This window comes from Lacibacter sp. H407, from assembly GCF_037892605.1.
Classification (GTDB): Bacteria; Bacteroidota; Bacteroidia; order Chitinophagales; family Chitinophagaceae; genus Lacibacter.
Window position 1 is genome coordinate 1,524,020 of sequence record NZ_JBBKTU010000001.1, and the last position, 16,198, is coordinate 1,540,217.

Annotated in this window: 13 protein-coding genes; 7 read left to right on the forward strand and 6 right to left on the reverse strand. The window is 41.4% G+C overall.

From position 1 onward, the window contains the following. Window positions 1-196: 196 nt before the first annotated feature. Window positions 197-961, forward strand: a complete 765-nt coding sequence (locus tag WG989_RS06705) for a murein L,D-transpeptidase catalytic domain family protein (RefSeq protein ID WP_340428208.1) — start codon at window positions 197-199, stop codon at window positions 959-961. 75 nt (window positions 962-1,036) lie between these two features. Here the strand turns inward: WG989_RS06705 and WG989_RS06710 are convergent, their stop codons facing one another. After that, window positions 1,037-1,714 (reverse strand): hypothetical protein, encoded by a 678-nt coding sequence (locus WG989_RS06710; protein ID WP_340428210.1) that lies wholly within the window; start codon window positions 1,712-1,714, stop codon window positions 1,037-1,039. 2 nt (window positions 1,715-1,716) lie between these two features. Beyond that, window positions 1,717-3,213 (reverse strand): RNA polymerase factor sigma-54, encoded by a 1,497-nt coding sequence (gene rpoN, locus WG989_RS06715; protein ID WP_340428212.1) that lies wholly within the window; start codon window positions 3,211-3,213, stop codon window positions 1,717-1,719. A 17-nt stretch (window positions 3,214-3,230) separates the two neighbouring features. Between rpoN and WG989_RS06720 the strand changes: the two genes are divergently transcribed. Continuing rightward, the gene (locus tag WG989_RS06720) at window positions 3,231-3,602 is read left to right on the forward strand and encodes a hypothetical protein (RefSeq protein WP_340428213.1); all 372 of its coding nucleotides are present in this window, start codon (window positions 3,231-3,233) and stop codon (window positions 3,600-3,602) included. A gap of 2 nt (window positions 3,603-3,604) precedes the next feature. On the opposite strand, the gene WG989_RS06725 is transcribed toward WG989_RS06720, so the two are convergent. The 3 genes from WG989_RS06725 to WG989_RS06735 all read right to left on the reverse strand — a co-directional run bounded on the left by WG989_RS06725 (window position 3,605) and on the right by WG989_RS06735 (window position 6,900). After that, window positions 3,605-6,082 (reverse strand): helix-turn-helix domain-containing protein, encoded by a 2,478-nt coding sequence (locus WG989_RS06725; RefSeq protein WP_340428215.1) that lies wholly within the window; start codon window positions 6,080-6,082, stop codon window positions 3,605-3,607. Window positions 6,083-6,093: 11 nt separating this feature from the next. Next, window positions 6,094-6,471 carry a GxxExxY protein gene (locus WG989_RS06730; protein ID WP_340428216.1) on the reverse strand — a complete coding sequence of 126 codons (378 nt, stop codon included), beginning with the start codon at window positions 6,469-6,471 and terminating at the stop codon, window positions 6,094-6,096. An 84-nt stretch (window positions 6,472-6,555) separates the two neighbouring features. After that, entirely contained in the window at window positions 6,556-6,900 is a 345-nt protein-coding gene (locus tag WG989_RS06735) for a single-stranded DNA-binding protein (RefSeq protein ID WP_340428218.1), read from the reverse strand. A gap of 212 nt (window positions 6,901-7,112) precedes the next feature. Here WG989_RS06735 and WG989_RS06740 point away from each other — a divergent pair, with 212 nt between their 5' ends. Next, a complete protein-coding gene (locus WG989_RS06740; protein ID WP_340428220.1) occupies window positions 7,113-7,490 on the forward strand; it encodes a DUF2116 family Zn-ribbon domain-containing protein in 378 nt (125 codons plus the stop codon). 5 nt (window positions 7,491-7,495) lie between these two features. Here the strand turns inward: WG989_RS06740 and WG989_RS06745 are convergent, their stop codons facing one another. Then, complete coding sequence (locus WG989_RS06745) at window positions 7,496-8,527, reverse strand: LacI family DNA-binding transcriptional regulator (RefSeq protein WP_340428221.1); 1,032 nt, start codon at window positions 8,525-8,527, stop codon at window positions 7,496-7,498. Between the two features lie 383 nt (window positions 8,528-8,910). On the opposite strand from WG989_RS06745, the gene WG989_RS06750 reads away from it, so the two are divergent. The 4 genes from WG989_RS06750 to WG989_RS06765 all read left to right on the forward strand — a co-directional run bounded on the left by WG989_RS06750 (window position 8,911) and on the right by WG989_RS06765 (window position 16,197). After that, on the forward strand, window positions 8,911-12,108 hold the full coding sequence (locus tag WG989_RS06750; protein WP_340428222.1) for a SusC/RagA family TonB-linked outer membrane protein: 3,198 nt from the start codon (window positions 8,911-8,913) through the stop codon (window positions 12,106-12,108). Between the two features lie 20 nt (window positions 12,109-12,128). Beyond that, window positions 12,129-13,946, forward strand: a complete 1,818-nt coding sequence (locus WG989_RS06755; RefSeq protein WP_340428223.1) for a RagB/SusD family nutrient uptake outer membrane protein — start codon at window positions 12,129-12,131, stop codon at window positions 13,944-13,946. Window positions 13,947-14,021: 75 nt separating this feature from the next. Next, window positions 14,022-15,449 (forward strand): pectate lyase family protein, encoded by a 1,428-nt coding sequence (locus tag WG989_RS06760; protein ID WP_340428225.1) that lies wholly within the window; start codon window positions 14,022-14,024, stop codon window positions 15,447-15,449. Between the two features lies 1 nt (window position 15,450). Then, entirely contained in the window at window positions 15,451-16,197 is a 747-nt protein-coding gene (locus WG989_RS06765) for a rhamnogalacturonan acetylesterase (RefSeq protein ID WP_340428226.1), read from the forward strand. The last annotated feature ends 1 nt before the right edge of the window (window position 16,198 follow it).

A 16,198-nucleotide genomic window follows, 5' to 3' on the forward strand; every position in this document is an offset into this window, starting at 1 on the left:
TTTTAACATTCTTTCTTAACGTGCCGGGCTACCTTTGCAATGCTTTCACCACCCACTAGCTATAAACACTTAGTTCCAGAACAATTCTGCTGCGAGAGGAAATATTTCTCATCTTAAAACGTTACCGGCTATGAGTTTGGTGAAGAAGATTGTTTTTGTATTTTTAAATATCCAATATCCGTTAAAAAACACAACTATGAAACTATTCCGTGCCAATGCACTGTATCTGGCTATTGCAGCCTGCATTTTTTTACAAATCCCTATTGCTATTGCGGGCAATAATCACGACGCTGCAACACTTACACATTATTTAGAGGAAAAAACAGAACCTGCTGCCGAGGTAAGCATGGAAGAAATGATTGAATTCAAGGCAGACAGTATTTATGATACGCTTCACCTTTTGGAAGCTGGTTTGCAAGAAGAAGCCTTTGAGTTGGCTTACAAAGGCTACTACAAACTAATGGAGCAGGGCAGAGTGCAGAAAAAAGATGTACTAACCATCGCTGATTTTTCAAAACCATCTTCACAAGACCGTTTGTTTGTAATTGATATGGAGCAAGGAAAAATTCTACATAGAACATTGGTGGCGCATGGCCGTAAAAGCGGGTTGATCTATGCTACCGATTTTTCAAATAAACCTGAATCAAACAAAAGCAGTCTTGGTTTCTTCTTAACGCTTCAAAGTTATTATGGATCAAAAGGCTATGCCATGCGTTTACAGGGTTTGGAAAAAGGCATCAACGACAAAGCATTTGAGCGGGCAATTGTATTACATGGTTCCGATTACGTAACCAATCAATTCGCCAATAGCAACGGATATTTAGGCCGTAGTCTTGGATGCCCTGCTGTACCAATGAAACAAACAAAAGCTATTATCAACAACATTAAGGGCGGAAGTTTGTTATTCATTTATCACCCAACAGAACAATACAAAGAAAAATCAACGATCCTCAACAGTTGATGAAATAATAAAACGAATTAACCGATTGAGATTCGATTCCTGATGATTAACCCTGCCATTCCTGACGGGGTTTTTTTAATGCACAATAAACCAGGAAACCAATTGGAGTATGACGCCCACAATAAAACCTACATAAATTTCTGCCGGCTTATGATCGCTGGCAATAAAACGACTCGTGCAAATAACTCCTGTAATAAGAACAGCTAACAACAGCGATACCACATCATCCAGTTTGTTTGCAAATAACAGCAGCGTGAAGAATGTGAGCAAACCGGCAGCACTCATAGCGTGCATACTCACTTTCATATAATTATTGATGATGAGTGATGCAGAAGCAGCTATAAAAGCACAAAGCAAAAATGCACGAAGTTCAACCGGGTCGCCCAATGTTTTGGAAACGTAAAATGTCCAGAAGAAAAATGTAATACAGGCAACGTAGGGAATAATGCGATCCTTTTGTGTGCGTAGTTGAATGGATTGAATAAAACCAAGTCCTTTTAATAACAACACAGTTACCAGCGGTAGAAAAATACTCGTACTGAATACACGAAGGAAAACAATCAATTTTTGTTCAGTGGGTACACCAATAAACACCAGGTTATTTCTGTACAACAGGTACAATACAACCCATGCAATTACAAATAACGGATGAAAAATATAGGAAAGAAGGGTTGCAAGTGCATGCAATACCGGTGAACGATCTTCATTCTTTTCCAGTAAATCACCTTCTTCCGTAACAAGCACCTGCTTCATGATTATAATTGTTTACGCAACCTGGCCACCGGTATATTCAACTGTTCCCGGTATTTAGCCACAGTTCTGCGTGCAATATTATAGCCTTTTTCCTGAAGAAGTTCGGTAAGGCGCTCATCGCTTAAAGGTTTTCTTTTCTCTTCAGCATCTACCAGATCAAACAAAATTTTCTTCACTTCCCGTGTAGATACTTCTTCGCCACTTTCTGTACTGAGTGATTCGCTGAAGAAAAATTTAAGACGATAGGTACCAAACTCAGTTTGTACAAACTTGCTGTTGGCAACACGGCTCACGGTGGAGATATCCAGTCCGGTTTTTTCTGCAATATCTTTTAAGATCATTGGGCGGAGTGTTGTTTCATCACCCGTCAGGAAAAATTCTTCCTGATGTTCCATGATGGAAGTCATGGTATGCAGCAATGTGTTTTGCCGTTGTTTGATGGCATCAATGAACCAACGGGCCGCATCAATTTTTTGTTTGATAAAAAGAACCGCTTCTTTTTGACGTTTATCACGTTTGCTGCCTTTGTCATATTCTTTCAGCATGTCCCTATAACCTTCGCTGATGCGGAGATCAGGCGCATTGCGGGAGTTAAGTGTAAGCTCCAGTTTACCACCGCTGTTGAGGATAAAGAAATCCGGAACAATATAGGTTTCCGCTTTATTTACCTCGCCCACATTTCCACCAGGCTTGGGATTGAGCTTGATGATCTGTTGAATAATCGCTCTTAACTGCTCATCATCTAACGATAAGCTACGCTGAATTTTTTCGTAATGCTTTTTGGTAAACTCATCGAAATATTTTTCGAGGATGTTGATGGCCGCATGAATATCAGAAGCCGGATTGGCTTTTAATTTATGCCGGAGCTGAATCAGCAAACATTCCTGCAGATCACGTGCACATATACCGGCGGGTTCAAACTGCTGGATCAACTCGATTACTTCTTCCACTTCCTGATCAGATGATTCAATATTCTGGCGGAACGCCAGATCATTGACGATCGCACTGTTTTCACGGCGCAGGTACCCATCATCATCAATGCTTCCAACGATCTGTTCTGCGATCACCTTCCGCTTGGCATCGAGGTTGAGCATACCCAGTTGCTGTAACAGTAATTCATAAAAGCTGGTTTCTAACCGAACCGGCGTTGTTTTATGATCTTCCTGATCGGGATAATTATCATCTCTTGTGCGGTATTCAGCTACTTCATCATCTCCCTCGTTTACATAATCAGTGATGTCAATATTGTCATATTCATCATCACTGCCATCGAGATCGTATTCTTCTTCATCTGAAGTATCAAACTCATCTTTCACTTCATCAGTATATTGATCATCGCTTTCTTCGTCGGATTGTTCGAGTGCCGGATTTTCTTCCAACTCTTCTTTGATCCGTGCTTCCAGATTTGCCGTAGGTACCTGCAGCAACTTCATTAACTGAATTTGCTGAGGCGATAACTTTTGCAGTAATTTTTGATGTAACCCCTGACTCAGTGACATTTTCGCAGTACATTTATATGATTACAATGCTGTTCGAGGGGGCTAAATTAGAAAAAAATATGGTTATGTGTAAAAATTGGAACAATTTTTGTGGTTTGGCGGTTCTTTTCTTAACAATCCCCATACTTGGAAGAGCACAACAAACTGATTCTGTGCAGGTTTTAAATCCAAAACCAATTATTATCCAACCGCAAATTTTTAACAAATACAGTTTACTGCAGGCCAATCCTGCAAACAGCAAGCTCCAAAAACCAAATTTAGGAAGTCCTTTTGCCCACTGGGGGTTTATGTGTGTGGGCGAGTACAAGTTGGAGCAGAAAACCGGCATTCCATTAAGGGTCAGGCTTGGTTCACTCGACTATGTAAATAAATTAGAAGGTAAGCGCTGATCTTACTCAACGTTCAATTGCAGAAACTGTAAATGATTTTGTGCGGCACGCACGTCAGCAAAGCTATAGTCATCTCCCAAAGCAATTTTGTGTTCAGTTGTTGATTGGTCACTGAATAACTCAAGCCGGTTTAATATGGTTTGCAGTTTGGCAGGGCTCATGAGTTGTTCTGCTTTTACAGCTCCCGTTTTTATTAGCTCAACAAGGTGCCCTTCGATTGTACTAGGTGTAAGCTTCCGCAGAGCAGCTATTTCGGCGATCGTTTTTCCTTCTTTGAAATAGTTGAACGATGTAGTGCGTGTATCTTCTTTTACTTCGGTTGATCTTTCTTTTCGTTCCCGTTTAGGATGCTCTTTTTTTGCATCGATATTTGTCGCAATATGATGCTCGTCGCAATAGTCTTTCACCATTTCCAGAATTTCCTCTCCATACTTTTCAACTTTGGCTTTTCCAAAGCCGCTGAGTTGCAGCAAATGTTCTTTTGTCAGTGGCAGATAAGTGCAGATCTCCTGCAGACTGTTACTGTTGGCCAGCATATAGATCGGCATATTATTGTCGTTGCAAACAGCATCCCGCCACTCTTTTAATTTGAAGTACAAAGCGGCATGACTGATACCTGTCACCGTCGCTTGTTTTTGATTGGCAGCATAGCAGCTAACCTTTACCCTCGGTACAGCGAGATTCAACTTATGTTTTAAATAATCGGTTACTGCAAATTGTTGTTCTCCAAAATGCAATTGATAAATGGCTGTATGAAACGCAAGGTATAATGCCTGTAAATGTTCATCCACTTCATCCGCAGCTGATTTCAGTTCAGTTACCAAAGGATGTTGCTTCACCTGCTGTTGCAGATTTTCTAATCGTGGAAGAAAATATGCAGCCGCATCCTGTACACGTTTTTGAAGTGCAGTATTTTTTTCAACAATAGGTTCTTCTTTTAACAACTCATTGATGCGTTGAATAAATTTGAGTGCGACGCTTTGTTCCTGTTGATACTGCAGCAGCAGTTCTGCGATCCAGTCTTCCGCATGTTCATTCAGATCGTGTTTGTGTTTGCTGATGGATTGTTGCAATTGTTTCAACGACAATGCTGTTTGAGCGAACGAAAACATTTCTTCCAGCAGTTGCTGTGAAAATAATTTCCTTGCCTGTTCAAAACGTTCGGGTAATGATCCTTTTGGTGTAAGTGCAGCTTGTCCATTCACCACCTGTTGATTACTGAAAATAACATTGGGTTGGATTTTTGACAGCAACACAATGCCATTTAAACTGGTACAGCGACTCAATGCTACATACACCTGTCCACTTGTGAACGACAGCCCTGCATCGATCATTACTTTTTCAAAAGTTAAGCCCTGGCTTTTATGAATGGTGATGGCCCATGCCAGCCGCAATGGGTATTGTTCAAATGTTCCAAGCACATCCTGTTCTAATTTGCCATCGGTCCGATTCAAAGAGTAACGTGAGTGATCCCAGGTTTCTTTTTGCACACGGATGTTTTCATTGCCGCAACGCACAATCACTTCTTCATCAGTTAATGAATGAACCACACCGATCTTTCCATTGAAAAATCGTTTCCCCAGCACATCATTTTTTAAAAACATCACCTGTGCGCCTTCTCTTAATACCAACTCTGCATCTGCGGGGTAACTATTCTCGGGAAACTCGCCTTCGATGTTTGCGGTGTAAGTGTAAGGAGGAGTACTTAGGCGTTGCAACTGTTGCCGGTTGATTAACTCTGCCTGGTTGTTGTGTGATGTAAGCGTAATAAATGTTTCATCGCTATCAGGACGAAAGCCGGGTTGATAGCGTTCGTTTAGTATTTCTAAATCCTCTGCGTCCATTTGATTGTTCCGCACTTTGTTGAGCAGTCGCACAAACAATTCTTCTTTCTGCCGGTAGATGGTTGTTAATTCAATCAACAACGGCATTTGTTCCTGTATGGCTTTGCTGTCGAAAAAGAAAGTAGTGGTATAATATTCCTGCAGTACGGCCCATTCATGATTTTGTGCAACGGGTGGTAATTGAAACAGATCGCCGATGAACAACAGTTGCACACCACCAAACGGTTCATCGTGTTTGTAGCGTACGCTTCGCAGAATGGTATCGATGGCATCCATCACATCGCAACGCACCATACTCACTTCATCAATAATGAGTACTTCCATTTTACGGAGCAATTGCAAGCGTTGTTTGTTATAGCGGATCTTTGCTAATAATTCTTGCTTACCTGTATTGGTTGGTAACAACGGATGCAACGGCAGTTGAAACAAGCTATGCAGCGTAACTCCACCTGCATTGATGGCGGCCACGCCTGTTGGTGCAGCTACGATGGTATTTTTGGCGCTATGTTCCTTGAGGTATTTTAGAAAAGTTGTTTTACCTGTTCCTGCTTTACCGGTAAGGAACACGCTTTCCTGCGTTTCGGTAACAAACCGATACGCTAATTCAAACCGTTCATTGCGTTCCACAGATTGCATAGATGATGAAATTAATAGATAAGACGTTTATAGTCGAGTGAAGTTCCGCCAAAGTTAATGATCAAACCCAACTTCATTCCGGAGGCTTTTAAATAATTAAGTGTTTGTGCAATTGCAAAGTCAGCAATGCCATCCTTATTTACTTTTACCTCCACAATGATTTGCTCCCGTAGTGTAAAGTCTGCACTAAAAGAATGTTTCAGGGTTATTCCCTTATAGTCAACATAAATCTTATTCTCACGCACATAAGTAATATTCCTTTCCTGGAACTCAATCTCCATTGCATCTTTATAAACCACTTCTTGAAATCCCAAACCAAGTGTATTATAAACTTCAAGACATACACCAACAATCTTGTATACTTCTGCTCGAAATAAAATATTTGTCATGGAAATTATTTTAAAAAGCCACGAATTGCACAAATCTTCACGAATTCAAGTCGTGTGCATTCGTATAATTCGTGGCTTAAATAATCACGCTGTCGCTTTTTCACCCAACATCAGTATTTCATTCACCTGCACTTCGGTGATATACTTTTTGTTGCCCTCTTTATCGTTATAACTGCGGTTGATGAGTTTTCCTTCAATCATCACCTCTTTTCCTTTCACCAGGTATTTTTCAACAATCTCGGCTACTTTGCCCCAAGCCACCAAACTGTGCCACTGCGTTTCTGTTATCTTTTCGCCTTTGGCGTTACGATAACTTTCATTGGTGGCTACACTAAAGCGGGCCATCTTTTTACCACCATCTAATGTTCTTACTTCCGGAGCGTTGCCCAGGTTACCAATCAGCTGCACTTTGTTTTTTAATGCGTACATAACTTTGAAATTTGCCGCCTGCAGTTATTGTACAGGCGAGGTTTAAAATTTGTTATCTCAGTCGAACAGTACTTGCTTTCCCGTTGACAACACAAAGATGCCCAGCTGCAAAAACGAGAGTCGGTTGTTACCCGTTTCTTCCCGAAGCTAAACGTGTAGAAACGTTTGCACACGGATAAATAAGTTGTATCTTATTGGCTCAAACATCGACTATGACTGCATCTGACAACAAAGTCTGCCTTGCCTGTGGCAAAGCATTAAAAGGAAGAGTGGATAAGAAATTCTGTGATGATTACTGCCGCAATAATTACAACAATCAACAAAAAGCAAAAGGGAGCCACAGCAGTTTTGTACGCAACATCAACAATACATTATTAAAGAACCGAAAGATCCTGGAAAGTCTTTTACCCGAAGCAGAAGAAACAGCCAAAGCCAATAAAGATAAACTGCAACGGCTCGGCTTTCATTTCAAATACATCACACATCTCTACACAACCAAAACAGGCAAAACCTATTTTTATTGTTACGATTATGGCTACCTGCCTTTAGAGAATGATTGGTTTCTAATTGTGAAAAAGAAAGAAGAATAAGTCAACTATAATTTAATGGCCGACCCACGGATTTGCAACTCAGGTGTAAGTACACGTTTTTCAAAATCTTTTACCGGTCGTTTACTTTCTACCAACTGCAATAACAATTCGGTGGCAGCTCTGCCCATTTCTTCAGCCGGTTGACGGATCACGGTCAACGGCGGATCAACCAATTCAGCAATATCAGAATTACTGAATCCGATCAAGGCTATATCGCTTGGAATTACAATGCCACGGCGTTTTAATGTTTTTAAGCAGCCGGTGGTTAATTTATCGCTGGTGGTAATGAGTGCGTCGGGCTTTTGTTTCAGCGTCAGCAATTTGTTCACGGCTTCTTCCACTTCTGAAAAAACCATACCGCCATAAAAACAATGCTGTACATATTCTTTACTGTACGAAAGGTTATGTGCTTTCAACGCATCATGATAACCGGCCAACCGTTCGGATGTAATGGATAAAAATTCAGAACCTGCTATGGCTGCAATACGTTTGAAACCGTTTTTGATAAGATGTTCGGTAGCATCGTAAGCGCCTCTGTAATTATCAACGATCACTTTGTGCGTATCAATTTCATCGTGCACACGGTCGAACAATACAATGGGCATACCTCGGTCGTGCAATGCTTTGATATGCGTAAGATCTGTTGTTTCGGTTGAAAGAGAAATTAGCACACCATCCACTGAGCGGGACGCAAGGAACTGCAGATCGATCACTTCACGATCGTACGACTCACGGCTTTGCGATACAATTACATTATAACCACGATCGTAGGCGATCGATTCAATACCGTTGATGATCTGTGAGAAGAAGGTGTTGGCAATTTCGCAAACCACCACGCCTATGGAGCGGCTGCGTTTTTCTTTTAAGCTGAGTGCAATGGGATTGGGCTTGTAATTCAGCTTTTCTGCACAGTCCAGCACCAGCTGTTTGGTTTCGGAACTGATCTCGTGGCTATCACGTAACGCTCTTGAAACGGTAGAGGTGGAAAGCCCCAATGCCTTCGCAATATCCTTGATGGTAACAGCTTCAAATTTCATATTGGCAGAGTTGAAGTAAAGATAGTTTATTCAGAACGTAAAAAGGGCAGGGCGTTGAGGCAAAACAGCGTAACCAATTGTGAATCAAATTTTTTTAAAAAACAGACAGCGCAGGACAGTTAAATAAAAATGGCATCGTTCTCGGGAACGATTGCGTAAATAAAAGGTTTTAAACGCTTCGGGAATCCTCAAAAACTGCATAGACTTGTTCTGAGAAAATGACGAAACTGCTTGTTCCATTCTTTGCCATCGAACGGTTTCAATTCACAAGCCATTTGTTAACGATTCAAATTTCTGAGTAACTATTTTATTTAAACATTCCTTCCTGCTTTACCTGCTTACTACACGGAATGAATGATCAATTCTTAAAAACAAAGCACAGTATGAAACAATCTTTCTTCCTGCTTTTGCTGATGATGTGCGGTACATTATTGTTTGCCCAAAGCCGCCAGATCAAAGGAAAAGTAATGGACGATGCGGGCGCACCTTTACAAGGCGTAAACGTATTACTAAGCGGAACACAAAAAGGAGTGCAAACAGATGCAACCGGAAGTTTTGCTCTTGATGCACCGGGAACAGGTACGGTAACACTGGTAATCAGTTATAGCGGCTTTAAAACACAAACGCTGAGAGTTGATGGCAAATCAGCAGTATCGATCAGTTTAGAAAAAGATGTGAGTACCTTGGAAGATGTAGTGGTGGTTGGCTACTCAACAATTGCCCGTAAAGATCTTACCGGCTCAGTATCATCCGTAAATTCAAAACAATTAAAAGACATTCCCATTTCTTCAGCAGCCGAAGCAATTCAAGGGCGCTTGGCTGGTGTTCAAGCTATTGCATCAGAAGGTGCTCCGGGTGCAGATATAATTATTCGGGTGCGTGGGGGCAGTTCCATTACACAAGATAATGGACCATTATATATTGTGGATGGTGTACAAGTAGAAAATGCATTAACTGTTCTTTCGCCACAGGATATAGCATCGATCGATGTATTGAAAGATGCTTCTACCACTGCAATCTATGGTGCAAGGGGTGCCAATGGGGTGGTGATTATTACTACAAAGGCTGGGCGTCCGGGTAAAACAACAGTAACTTATAATGGAACAGTTGGTTTCAGACAAATACCTAAAACGGTTGATGTACTAAGTCCTTATGAATTTGTGAGATGGCAGTATGAGCGCAGCCGAGGTAATACCACCGACAGCAGCAGCTTTGCGCAAACCTATGGCACAAACTGGGATACATTGAACGTGTATAAAAACATCGACGCTATAAATTGGCAAGATCGTGTGTTTGGTCGCCAGGCAAAGTTTCAGAATCACAATGTAGCAGTAAACGGAGGCAATCAAAATACCAGTTTCAATTTAAGTATTACAGCTAACCGTGAAGAAGGTATTCAGCTGCAATCGGGTTTTGACCGTAACCTCGTTAATTTCAAATTAGATCATAAGATCTCTGAAAAAGTAAAAGTAGGATTCACAACCCGTTACCTTAATCAGGTAATACGTGGTGCAGGCACAACCAACAGTGGTACACGAACAACCAACCGTTTACGCCACACGATAAATTATCGGCCGTTTGAGATTCCGTTCAATGGTGGCGGTGCTGATGATTTTGATGAAGCATATTATATTGCTTCAGCAGGAGCCATTAACCCTGTTATTCTTACAGACGCAGAATACCGTAAGCAAACAACAAATGCATTGTACCTGACGGGTTATCTTAATTTCAATATCACAAAGAATTTAGTGTTTCGTTCAACCGTTGGTTACGATAATGCAGGTGTGGGCACAGATTTGTTTTACAGCAAAATAACTCCAACTGCAAGAAACTTTGCTTCTTTACCTGTTGCCTCTATTGGTACGCAGGATAACTGGCAGATAAGTAATTCCAATACGTTGCAATATGCAGTAAAGAATTATAAAAAGCACCACGATATTTCTTTGCTTGTTGGTGAGGAAACAGTTGATCGTCGTTCCAGCCAAAACTCAATTGAAACACGATATTTCCCAAGCGAAATAAGTGCACAAAAGGCATTGGCAAATATGGGCCTTGGTTCAGTACCTTCCGGTTCAACTGCACAACAGCCGTTGCCAACGTCATTTGTACAACCGGCCGACAGAATACTTTCTTTCTTTGGCCGTGCAAGCTATGCATATGATGATAAGTATCTTGCAACGTTTAATCTGCGGGCCGATCGCTCATCGAAGTTTGCATCAGAGAATGGCACACTCATTTTCCCATCGGGCTCCATTGCATGGCGTTTCTCCAGAGAAAAATTCTTTGAAAAAATAACCTGGCTTAACGATGGAAAAATTCGCTTTGGTTATGGTGCTGTAGGTAATAACCGCATTGGTAATTTGCTTTATCAGCAATTGTATGGTGTAACCGGCCAGTATGCATTTAATCATTCGATTGTTCCGGGCTTCGCACCAATATCGTTGGCAAATCCGGGGTTGCGCTGGGAAAAAAATATTACACGTAATCTTGGCCTCGATCTTTCGTTCTTTAATGGAAAGCTGCAATTCACATTTGATGCATATAAAAACTCGGCAAACGATTTGTTGCTCGATGTGGCAATACCACCAACAACCGGTTACACTTCGCAGATACAGAACATTGGTTCAACATCCAACAGAGGTCTGGAGTTTCAGATTAATGCAACGCCTGTAAGTAAACGTGATTTCACGTGGACATCAAACTTTAATATTTCGTTCAATGAAAACAAAGTAGAAAGTCTCGGTGGTGTAACTGAACTGGTGCGTAACTCCGGTTGGCAGGGAAGTGACGGTGTTCCTGATTTTCTGGTGCGTGTGGGACAACCAACAGGTTTAATGTATGGCTTTGTTACTGATGGCTTTTACCAGATCAGCGATTTTAATTACAACAGCACAACCGCAACCTATACCATTAAGCCTGGTATTGCAGTAAACAGTGTGTACGGAACTCCGCAGCCAGGTATGCTGAAGTGGAAAGATCTTAATGGCGATGGTATTATTACTTCAGACAGTGACCGAACAGTTATTGGCAATGCCAACCCAAAATTCATTGGAGGATGGAACAATCAGTTTTCTTATAAAAATTTCGACCTCAGTATCTTCTTCAACTTTGTGGTTGGAAATGATCTTTACAATGCAAATAAACTCGAGTGGACTGATGGCGCTTTTGCCAACCTGAATATGCTCAATATTATGAAAGACAGATGGACCAATATTGATGCTAATGGAACCACAGTAACAGATCCGGATGCTCTTGCAAAACTCAATGCCAATGCAAAAATCTGGAGCCCCGTTCGTGTTCAACGTTGGTGGTTACATTCATGGGCCATTGAAGACGGATCATACCTCCGCATCAATAACCTTACGCTTGGTTATACATTGCCAAAGAAAATTACAGGTCGTGTGAAAATTTCATCATTACGTGTATTTGGCACAGTAAACAATTTGGCTACGATTACCGGTTATACAGGCTATGACCCTGATGTAACAGCAAGAAGAAACGATCCGCTTACGCCAGGCGTTGACTTTGCTGCGTATCCAAGAGCAAGAACATGGGTATTTGGTGTAAACGTTGCATTTTAATCAAATAAAAAATGATTGCTATGAATAAAAGAATTTTTCAAATAGTTATTGTTGCTTTTACTGCGCTGTTATCATTCTCGATGACAGGCTGTAAAAAATATACTGAAGTTGAGTCAGTGTCGCAATACAGTGTTGCGCAGGCATTTTCTGATCCTGCCAACGCCTATTCAGCAGTAGTAGGTGTATATGACGAACTGCAGGGCGATAATGGTTATGGCATTCGCATCAGCATGTATTATCCATACGATACTGATGAAGGTATTGTAAGTGGTAATATTGATAATGGTCGTCGTGGTGTTGGCCGTTATCAATTGTTACTTACCAATTCAGAAATAGCAAATCCTTTCCGCCAGTTGTATCGTGGTTTGGAAAAAGCCAATCTGTGCATTGAACAGATCCCTTTAATGGAACAATACAACAACGGTACAGAGGCAGAGAAAAAAGAACTCAGACGTTTATATGGCGAAGCATTAACTCTCCGGGCACAGTTTTTATTTGAACTTATCCGCAACTGGGGAGATGTGCCTGCGCCAATGATTCCTGCCTACAAGCAAACGAATTTATTTATACCGCAAACAAACCGTGATTCAACGTATGATAAACTGATCGCAGATCTTGCAACGGCAATTGACCTCTTGCCATGGCGTTTAGAAGTGCCACGTAACGAACGCATCACCAAAGGAGCAGCAAAAGCATTGCGTGCCAGGCTTGCACTTTTCCGTGGTGGTTATTCTTTGCGCAGCAATGGACAAATGGAACGCCGGAACGACTATCTCACATACTACCAAATTGCAAAGAAGGAATGTGAAGAGTTAATGGCCAACAGAAATCAGCACACAATCAATCCAAGCTACAGTGACGTTTGGCGAAAAGTAACAGCTTTTACTTACGACCCCTATGGCGAAATTTTATTTGAAGTTGGAGCAGGTGGGGGTAACAGCAACAGCGATAGCAGGATGGGAAATTATGACGGGCCGAACCTTAATGCAGCATCACGCTATGGAACCGGTGGTGGTGGTATTGTAATGTTACCCAACTTTTTTTATGCGTTTGACTCGGTTGATACCAGAAGAGATATTACCATTACACATTACCAGGTAACGTCTGCAACGAATATAAAATCACAACGTCGTTTGGGTGAGTTGAATACCGGTAAGTATCGTCGTGATTGGCGGGTACCGTTATTGCCAGGTACCGTATTGAATGTTGGTTATAATTGGGCGGTAATTCGTTTCGCTGATGTTTTACTGATGTATGCTGAAGCAGTAAACGAAATTAATAACGGCCCGACTCCCGAGGCAATTGCAGCTTTTGAAGAAGTAAGAAAGCGTGGATATGGAGCTAACGAATCAATGATTGGAACTACAGCAACCGATAAAGCAGGTTTCTTTAATGCAATTGTTAACGAACGATTTCTTGAATTTGGTCATGAGGGCATCCGAAAGTATGATTTGCTTCGTTGGAACCTACTTGCTGCAAAAATTCAGGAAGCGAGAGATAAAATACTACTAATGCGAACACGTACTGCTCCCTACAACAACGTGCCGCAATATATTTACTGGCGTAATAATGGTGAAGAAATTCAATACTATGCAGGTGTTGGTGCACCGGCTAATGCGCAACCATTCTGGAGACCCACCCAAGTTCCATCTCCTACAACCGGATGGACACGTGCAGATTGGGCACAGCATTTAACTACTAACAATGCAATTGACGGGTTGCCATTGTATCAAGGTCTGGCAAGATTCTTTACGCCCGGTAAAAGCGAACTATTCCCTTACGATCAGGCCACGTTAGCTGCATATCAGGGAATATTAAAACAGAATCCAAATTATTAATCCGCTCACTATTTGATATTTTAAAATAGCTCTTAAAAGGCTGTACCGTGCGGGCAGCCTTTTTTAACTTGAAACATGAATCAACTAAAATCAACTTCCGTTTTTCTTTTACTCCTCTTAGCCGGCAGCGGCTGTATGTCGCAACAACAGTCAGCCACCACTGTTTCAACAACTACTACCATTGCTTTTCCTGGTGCGGAAGGATTTGGAAAATATACAACGGGTGGACGTGGCGGCAAAGTCCTGATCGTTACAAACCTCAACGACGATGGTGCCGGTAGTTTTCGTGATGCAGCAGAAGCAAAAGGCAAACGCATCATTGTATTTGCAGTGTCGGGCACTATTCACCTCCAAACAAAACTTTCAATTAAAGGAGATGTAACCATTGCCGGACAAACCGCTCCGGGTGATGGTATCTGTTTCGCAGACCAACCGGTGAGTTTAAGTGGTGATAATATTATTGTTCGTTATATCCGTGTGCGCATGGGGGATAAATACCAACGTCAAGCCGGACAGGTAAATGGCAGTGGTGGAGATGATGCGTTTAGTGCATCTGGCCGCAAACACATCATCATCGATCATTGCTCATTCAGCTGGAGTACCGATGAAGTGTTTTCTGTTTACAAAGGTGACAGTACCACACTGCAATGGAACATCATAACTGAACCACTCAACTATTCCTATCATTTTGAAACAGGCGATAAAGATTGGGAGCATCATGGCTACGGCGGTATCTGGGGTGGAAGTCATTTGTCGGCTCATCATAATTTAATTGCACATTGTGTAAGCCGCACCCCACGTTTTAATGGTGCAAGGCTTGGTGCTGACGCAGAGTTTGTTGATTTCAGAAATAATTTGATCTATAACTGGCAACACAACAATATTTATGGCGGCGAAGGTGGACTGTATAATATGGTCAACAATTATTTCAAGTATGGTCCGGTTACAAATAAAAATGTGCGAAGCCGGATTGTGAATCCTTCGAAAATAGAGAACCAGCCGTACGGACAGTTTTATGTGGCAGGCAATTTTGTTGATGATGCGCCTGAAGTAACAAAAGACAATCTTGCCGGTGTGCACATAGATCCGAAAGGAACAGAAGAAGAAAAGAAAACAGTTGTAAAGACGGTTGCTTTTCCAACAGATGCGATTGCTGTTCAAACAGCAGAAGATGCTTATAAAGAAATCTTATTAAAAGTTGGTGCATCATTCCAAAGAGATACAATGGATGCACGCATCATCAACGATGTGATCAACAGAACAGGAGCCATCATTGATGTACAAGGCGGATTTCCGCATCATTCAGCCTTTGAACTAACAACGAACGCATGGCCCGTTTTAAAATCCGTACCTGCGCTGACCGATACCGATAAAGATGGCATGCCAGATGAATGGGAAAAGAAAAATGGTTTGAATGCAAATGATGCAGCTGATGCAAGTACAATCAAACTGCATCAGCATTATACCAATATTGAAGTTTACATCAACAGTTTAATTAAGTAAGATGAAGAAAGTTGTTTTATTATTCGCATTACCGATGTTTGCTTTTCTTATGCCACAGAAAAAAAAGATCAAAATCTTTATTGCCGGCGATTCTACTGCCAGCATTAAAGATGTAAAAGCGTATCCTGAAACAGGTTGGGGAATGCCCTTTGTTTATTTCTGGGATTCAACTGTTACAGTAGTGAATAAAGCAAAGAACGGAAGAAGCACTTCTTCTTTTCAAACAGAAGGCTTATGGAAGTCGATCATGGATGAAGCAGGCGAAGGTGATTATGTGTTCATTCAGTTTGGGCATAACGATGAAGTGCCAACGAAGAAAACGTTTACAACTGAAACACAGTTTAGAGATAATCTGAAAAAATTCGTAAAAGAAACCAGAGAAAAGAAAGCAACGCCTGTGTTACTAACGCCGGTTGCCAGAAGGAAATTCAGTGCGGATGGAAAAATAGAAGGAACGCATGATGTGTATGCGCAAATTGTAAGAACTGTTGCCGAAACAGAGAAAGTTTTGTTGATTGATCTCGATAAAAAGAGCCAGGTGTTATATCAGCAATTTGGCGTAGAGTATTCGAGACTTTTATTCCTGCAATTAAAACCGGGAGAACATCCGAACTATCCCGAAGGGAAAGAAGACAATACACATTTTAATGAATTAGGGGCGAGAATGATTGCACAAATTGTATTGCAGGAAATCAAAACATTGAACCCTGAATTATCTGAGCGAATTATAACACGTGTCAATAAATAGA

Coding starts and splice junctions, on each gene's coding strand:
- WG989_RS06705 (WP_340428208.1), top strand. CDS start 197: ATGAAACTATTCCGTGCCAATGCACTGTATCTGGCTATTGCAGCCTGC.
- WG989_RS06710 (WP_340428210.1), bottom strand. CDS start 1,714: ATGAAGCAGGTGCTTGTTACGGAAGAAGGTGATTTACTGGAAAAGAAT.
- rpoN (WP_340428212.1), bottom strand. CDS start 3,213: ATGTCACTGAGTCAGGGGTTACATCAAAAATTACTGCAAAAGTTATCG.
- WG989_RS06720 (WP_340428213.1), top strand. CDS start 3,231: ATGATTACAATGCTGTTCGAGGGGGCTAAATTAGAAAAAAATATGGTT.
- WG989_RS06725 (WP_340428215.1), bottom strand. CDS start 6,082: ATGCAATCTGTGGAACGCAATGAACGGTTTGAATTAGCGTATCGGTTT.
- WG989_RS06730 (WP_340428216.1), bottom strand. CDS start 6,471: ATGACAAATATTTTATTTCGAGCAGAAGTATACAAGATTGTTGGTGTA.
- WG989_RS06735 (WP_340428218.1), bottom strand. CDS start 6,900: ATGTACGCATTAAAAAACAAAGTGCAGCTGATTGGTAACCTGGGCAAC.
- WG989_RS06740 (WP_340428220.1), top strand. CDS start 7,113: ATGACTGCATCTGACAACAAAGTCTGCCTTGCCTGTGGCAAAGCATTA.
- WG989_RS06745 (WP_340428221.1), bottom strand. CDS start 8,527: ATGAAATTTGAAGCTGTTACCATCAAGGATATTGCGAAGGCATTGGGG.
- WG989_RS06750 (WP_340428222.1), top strand. CDS start 8,911: ATGAAACAATCTTTCTTCCTGCTTTTGCTGATGATGTGCGGTACATTA.
- WG989_RS06755 (WP_340428223.1), top strand. CDS start 12,129: ATGAATAAAAGAATTTTTCAAATAGTTATTGTTGCTTTTACTGCGCTG.
- WG989_RS06760 (WP_340428225.1), top strand. CDS start 14,022: ATGAATCAACTAAAATCAACTTCCGTTTTTCTTTTACTCCTCTTAGCC.
- WG989_RS06765 (WP_340428226.1), top strand. CDS start 15,451: ATGAAGAAAGTTGTTTTATTATTCGCATTACCGATGTTTGCTTTTCTT.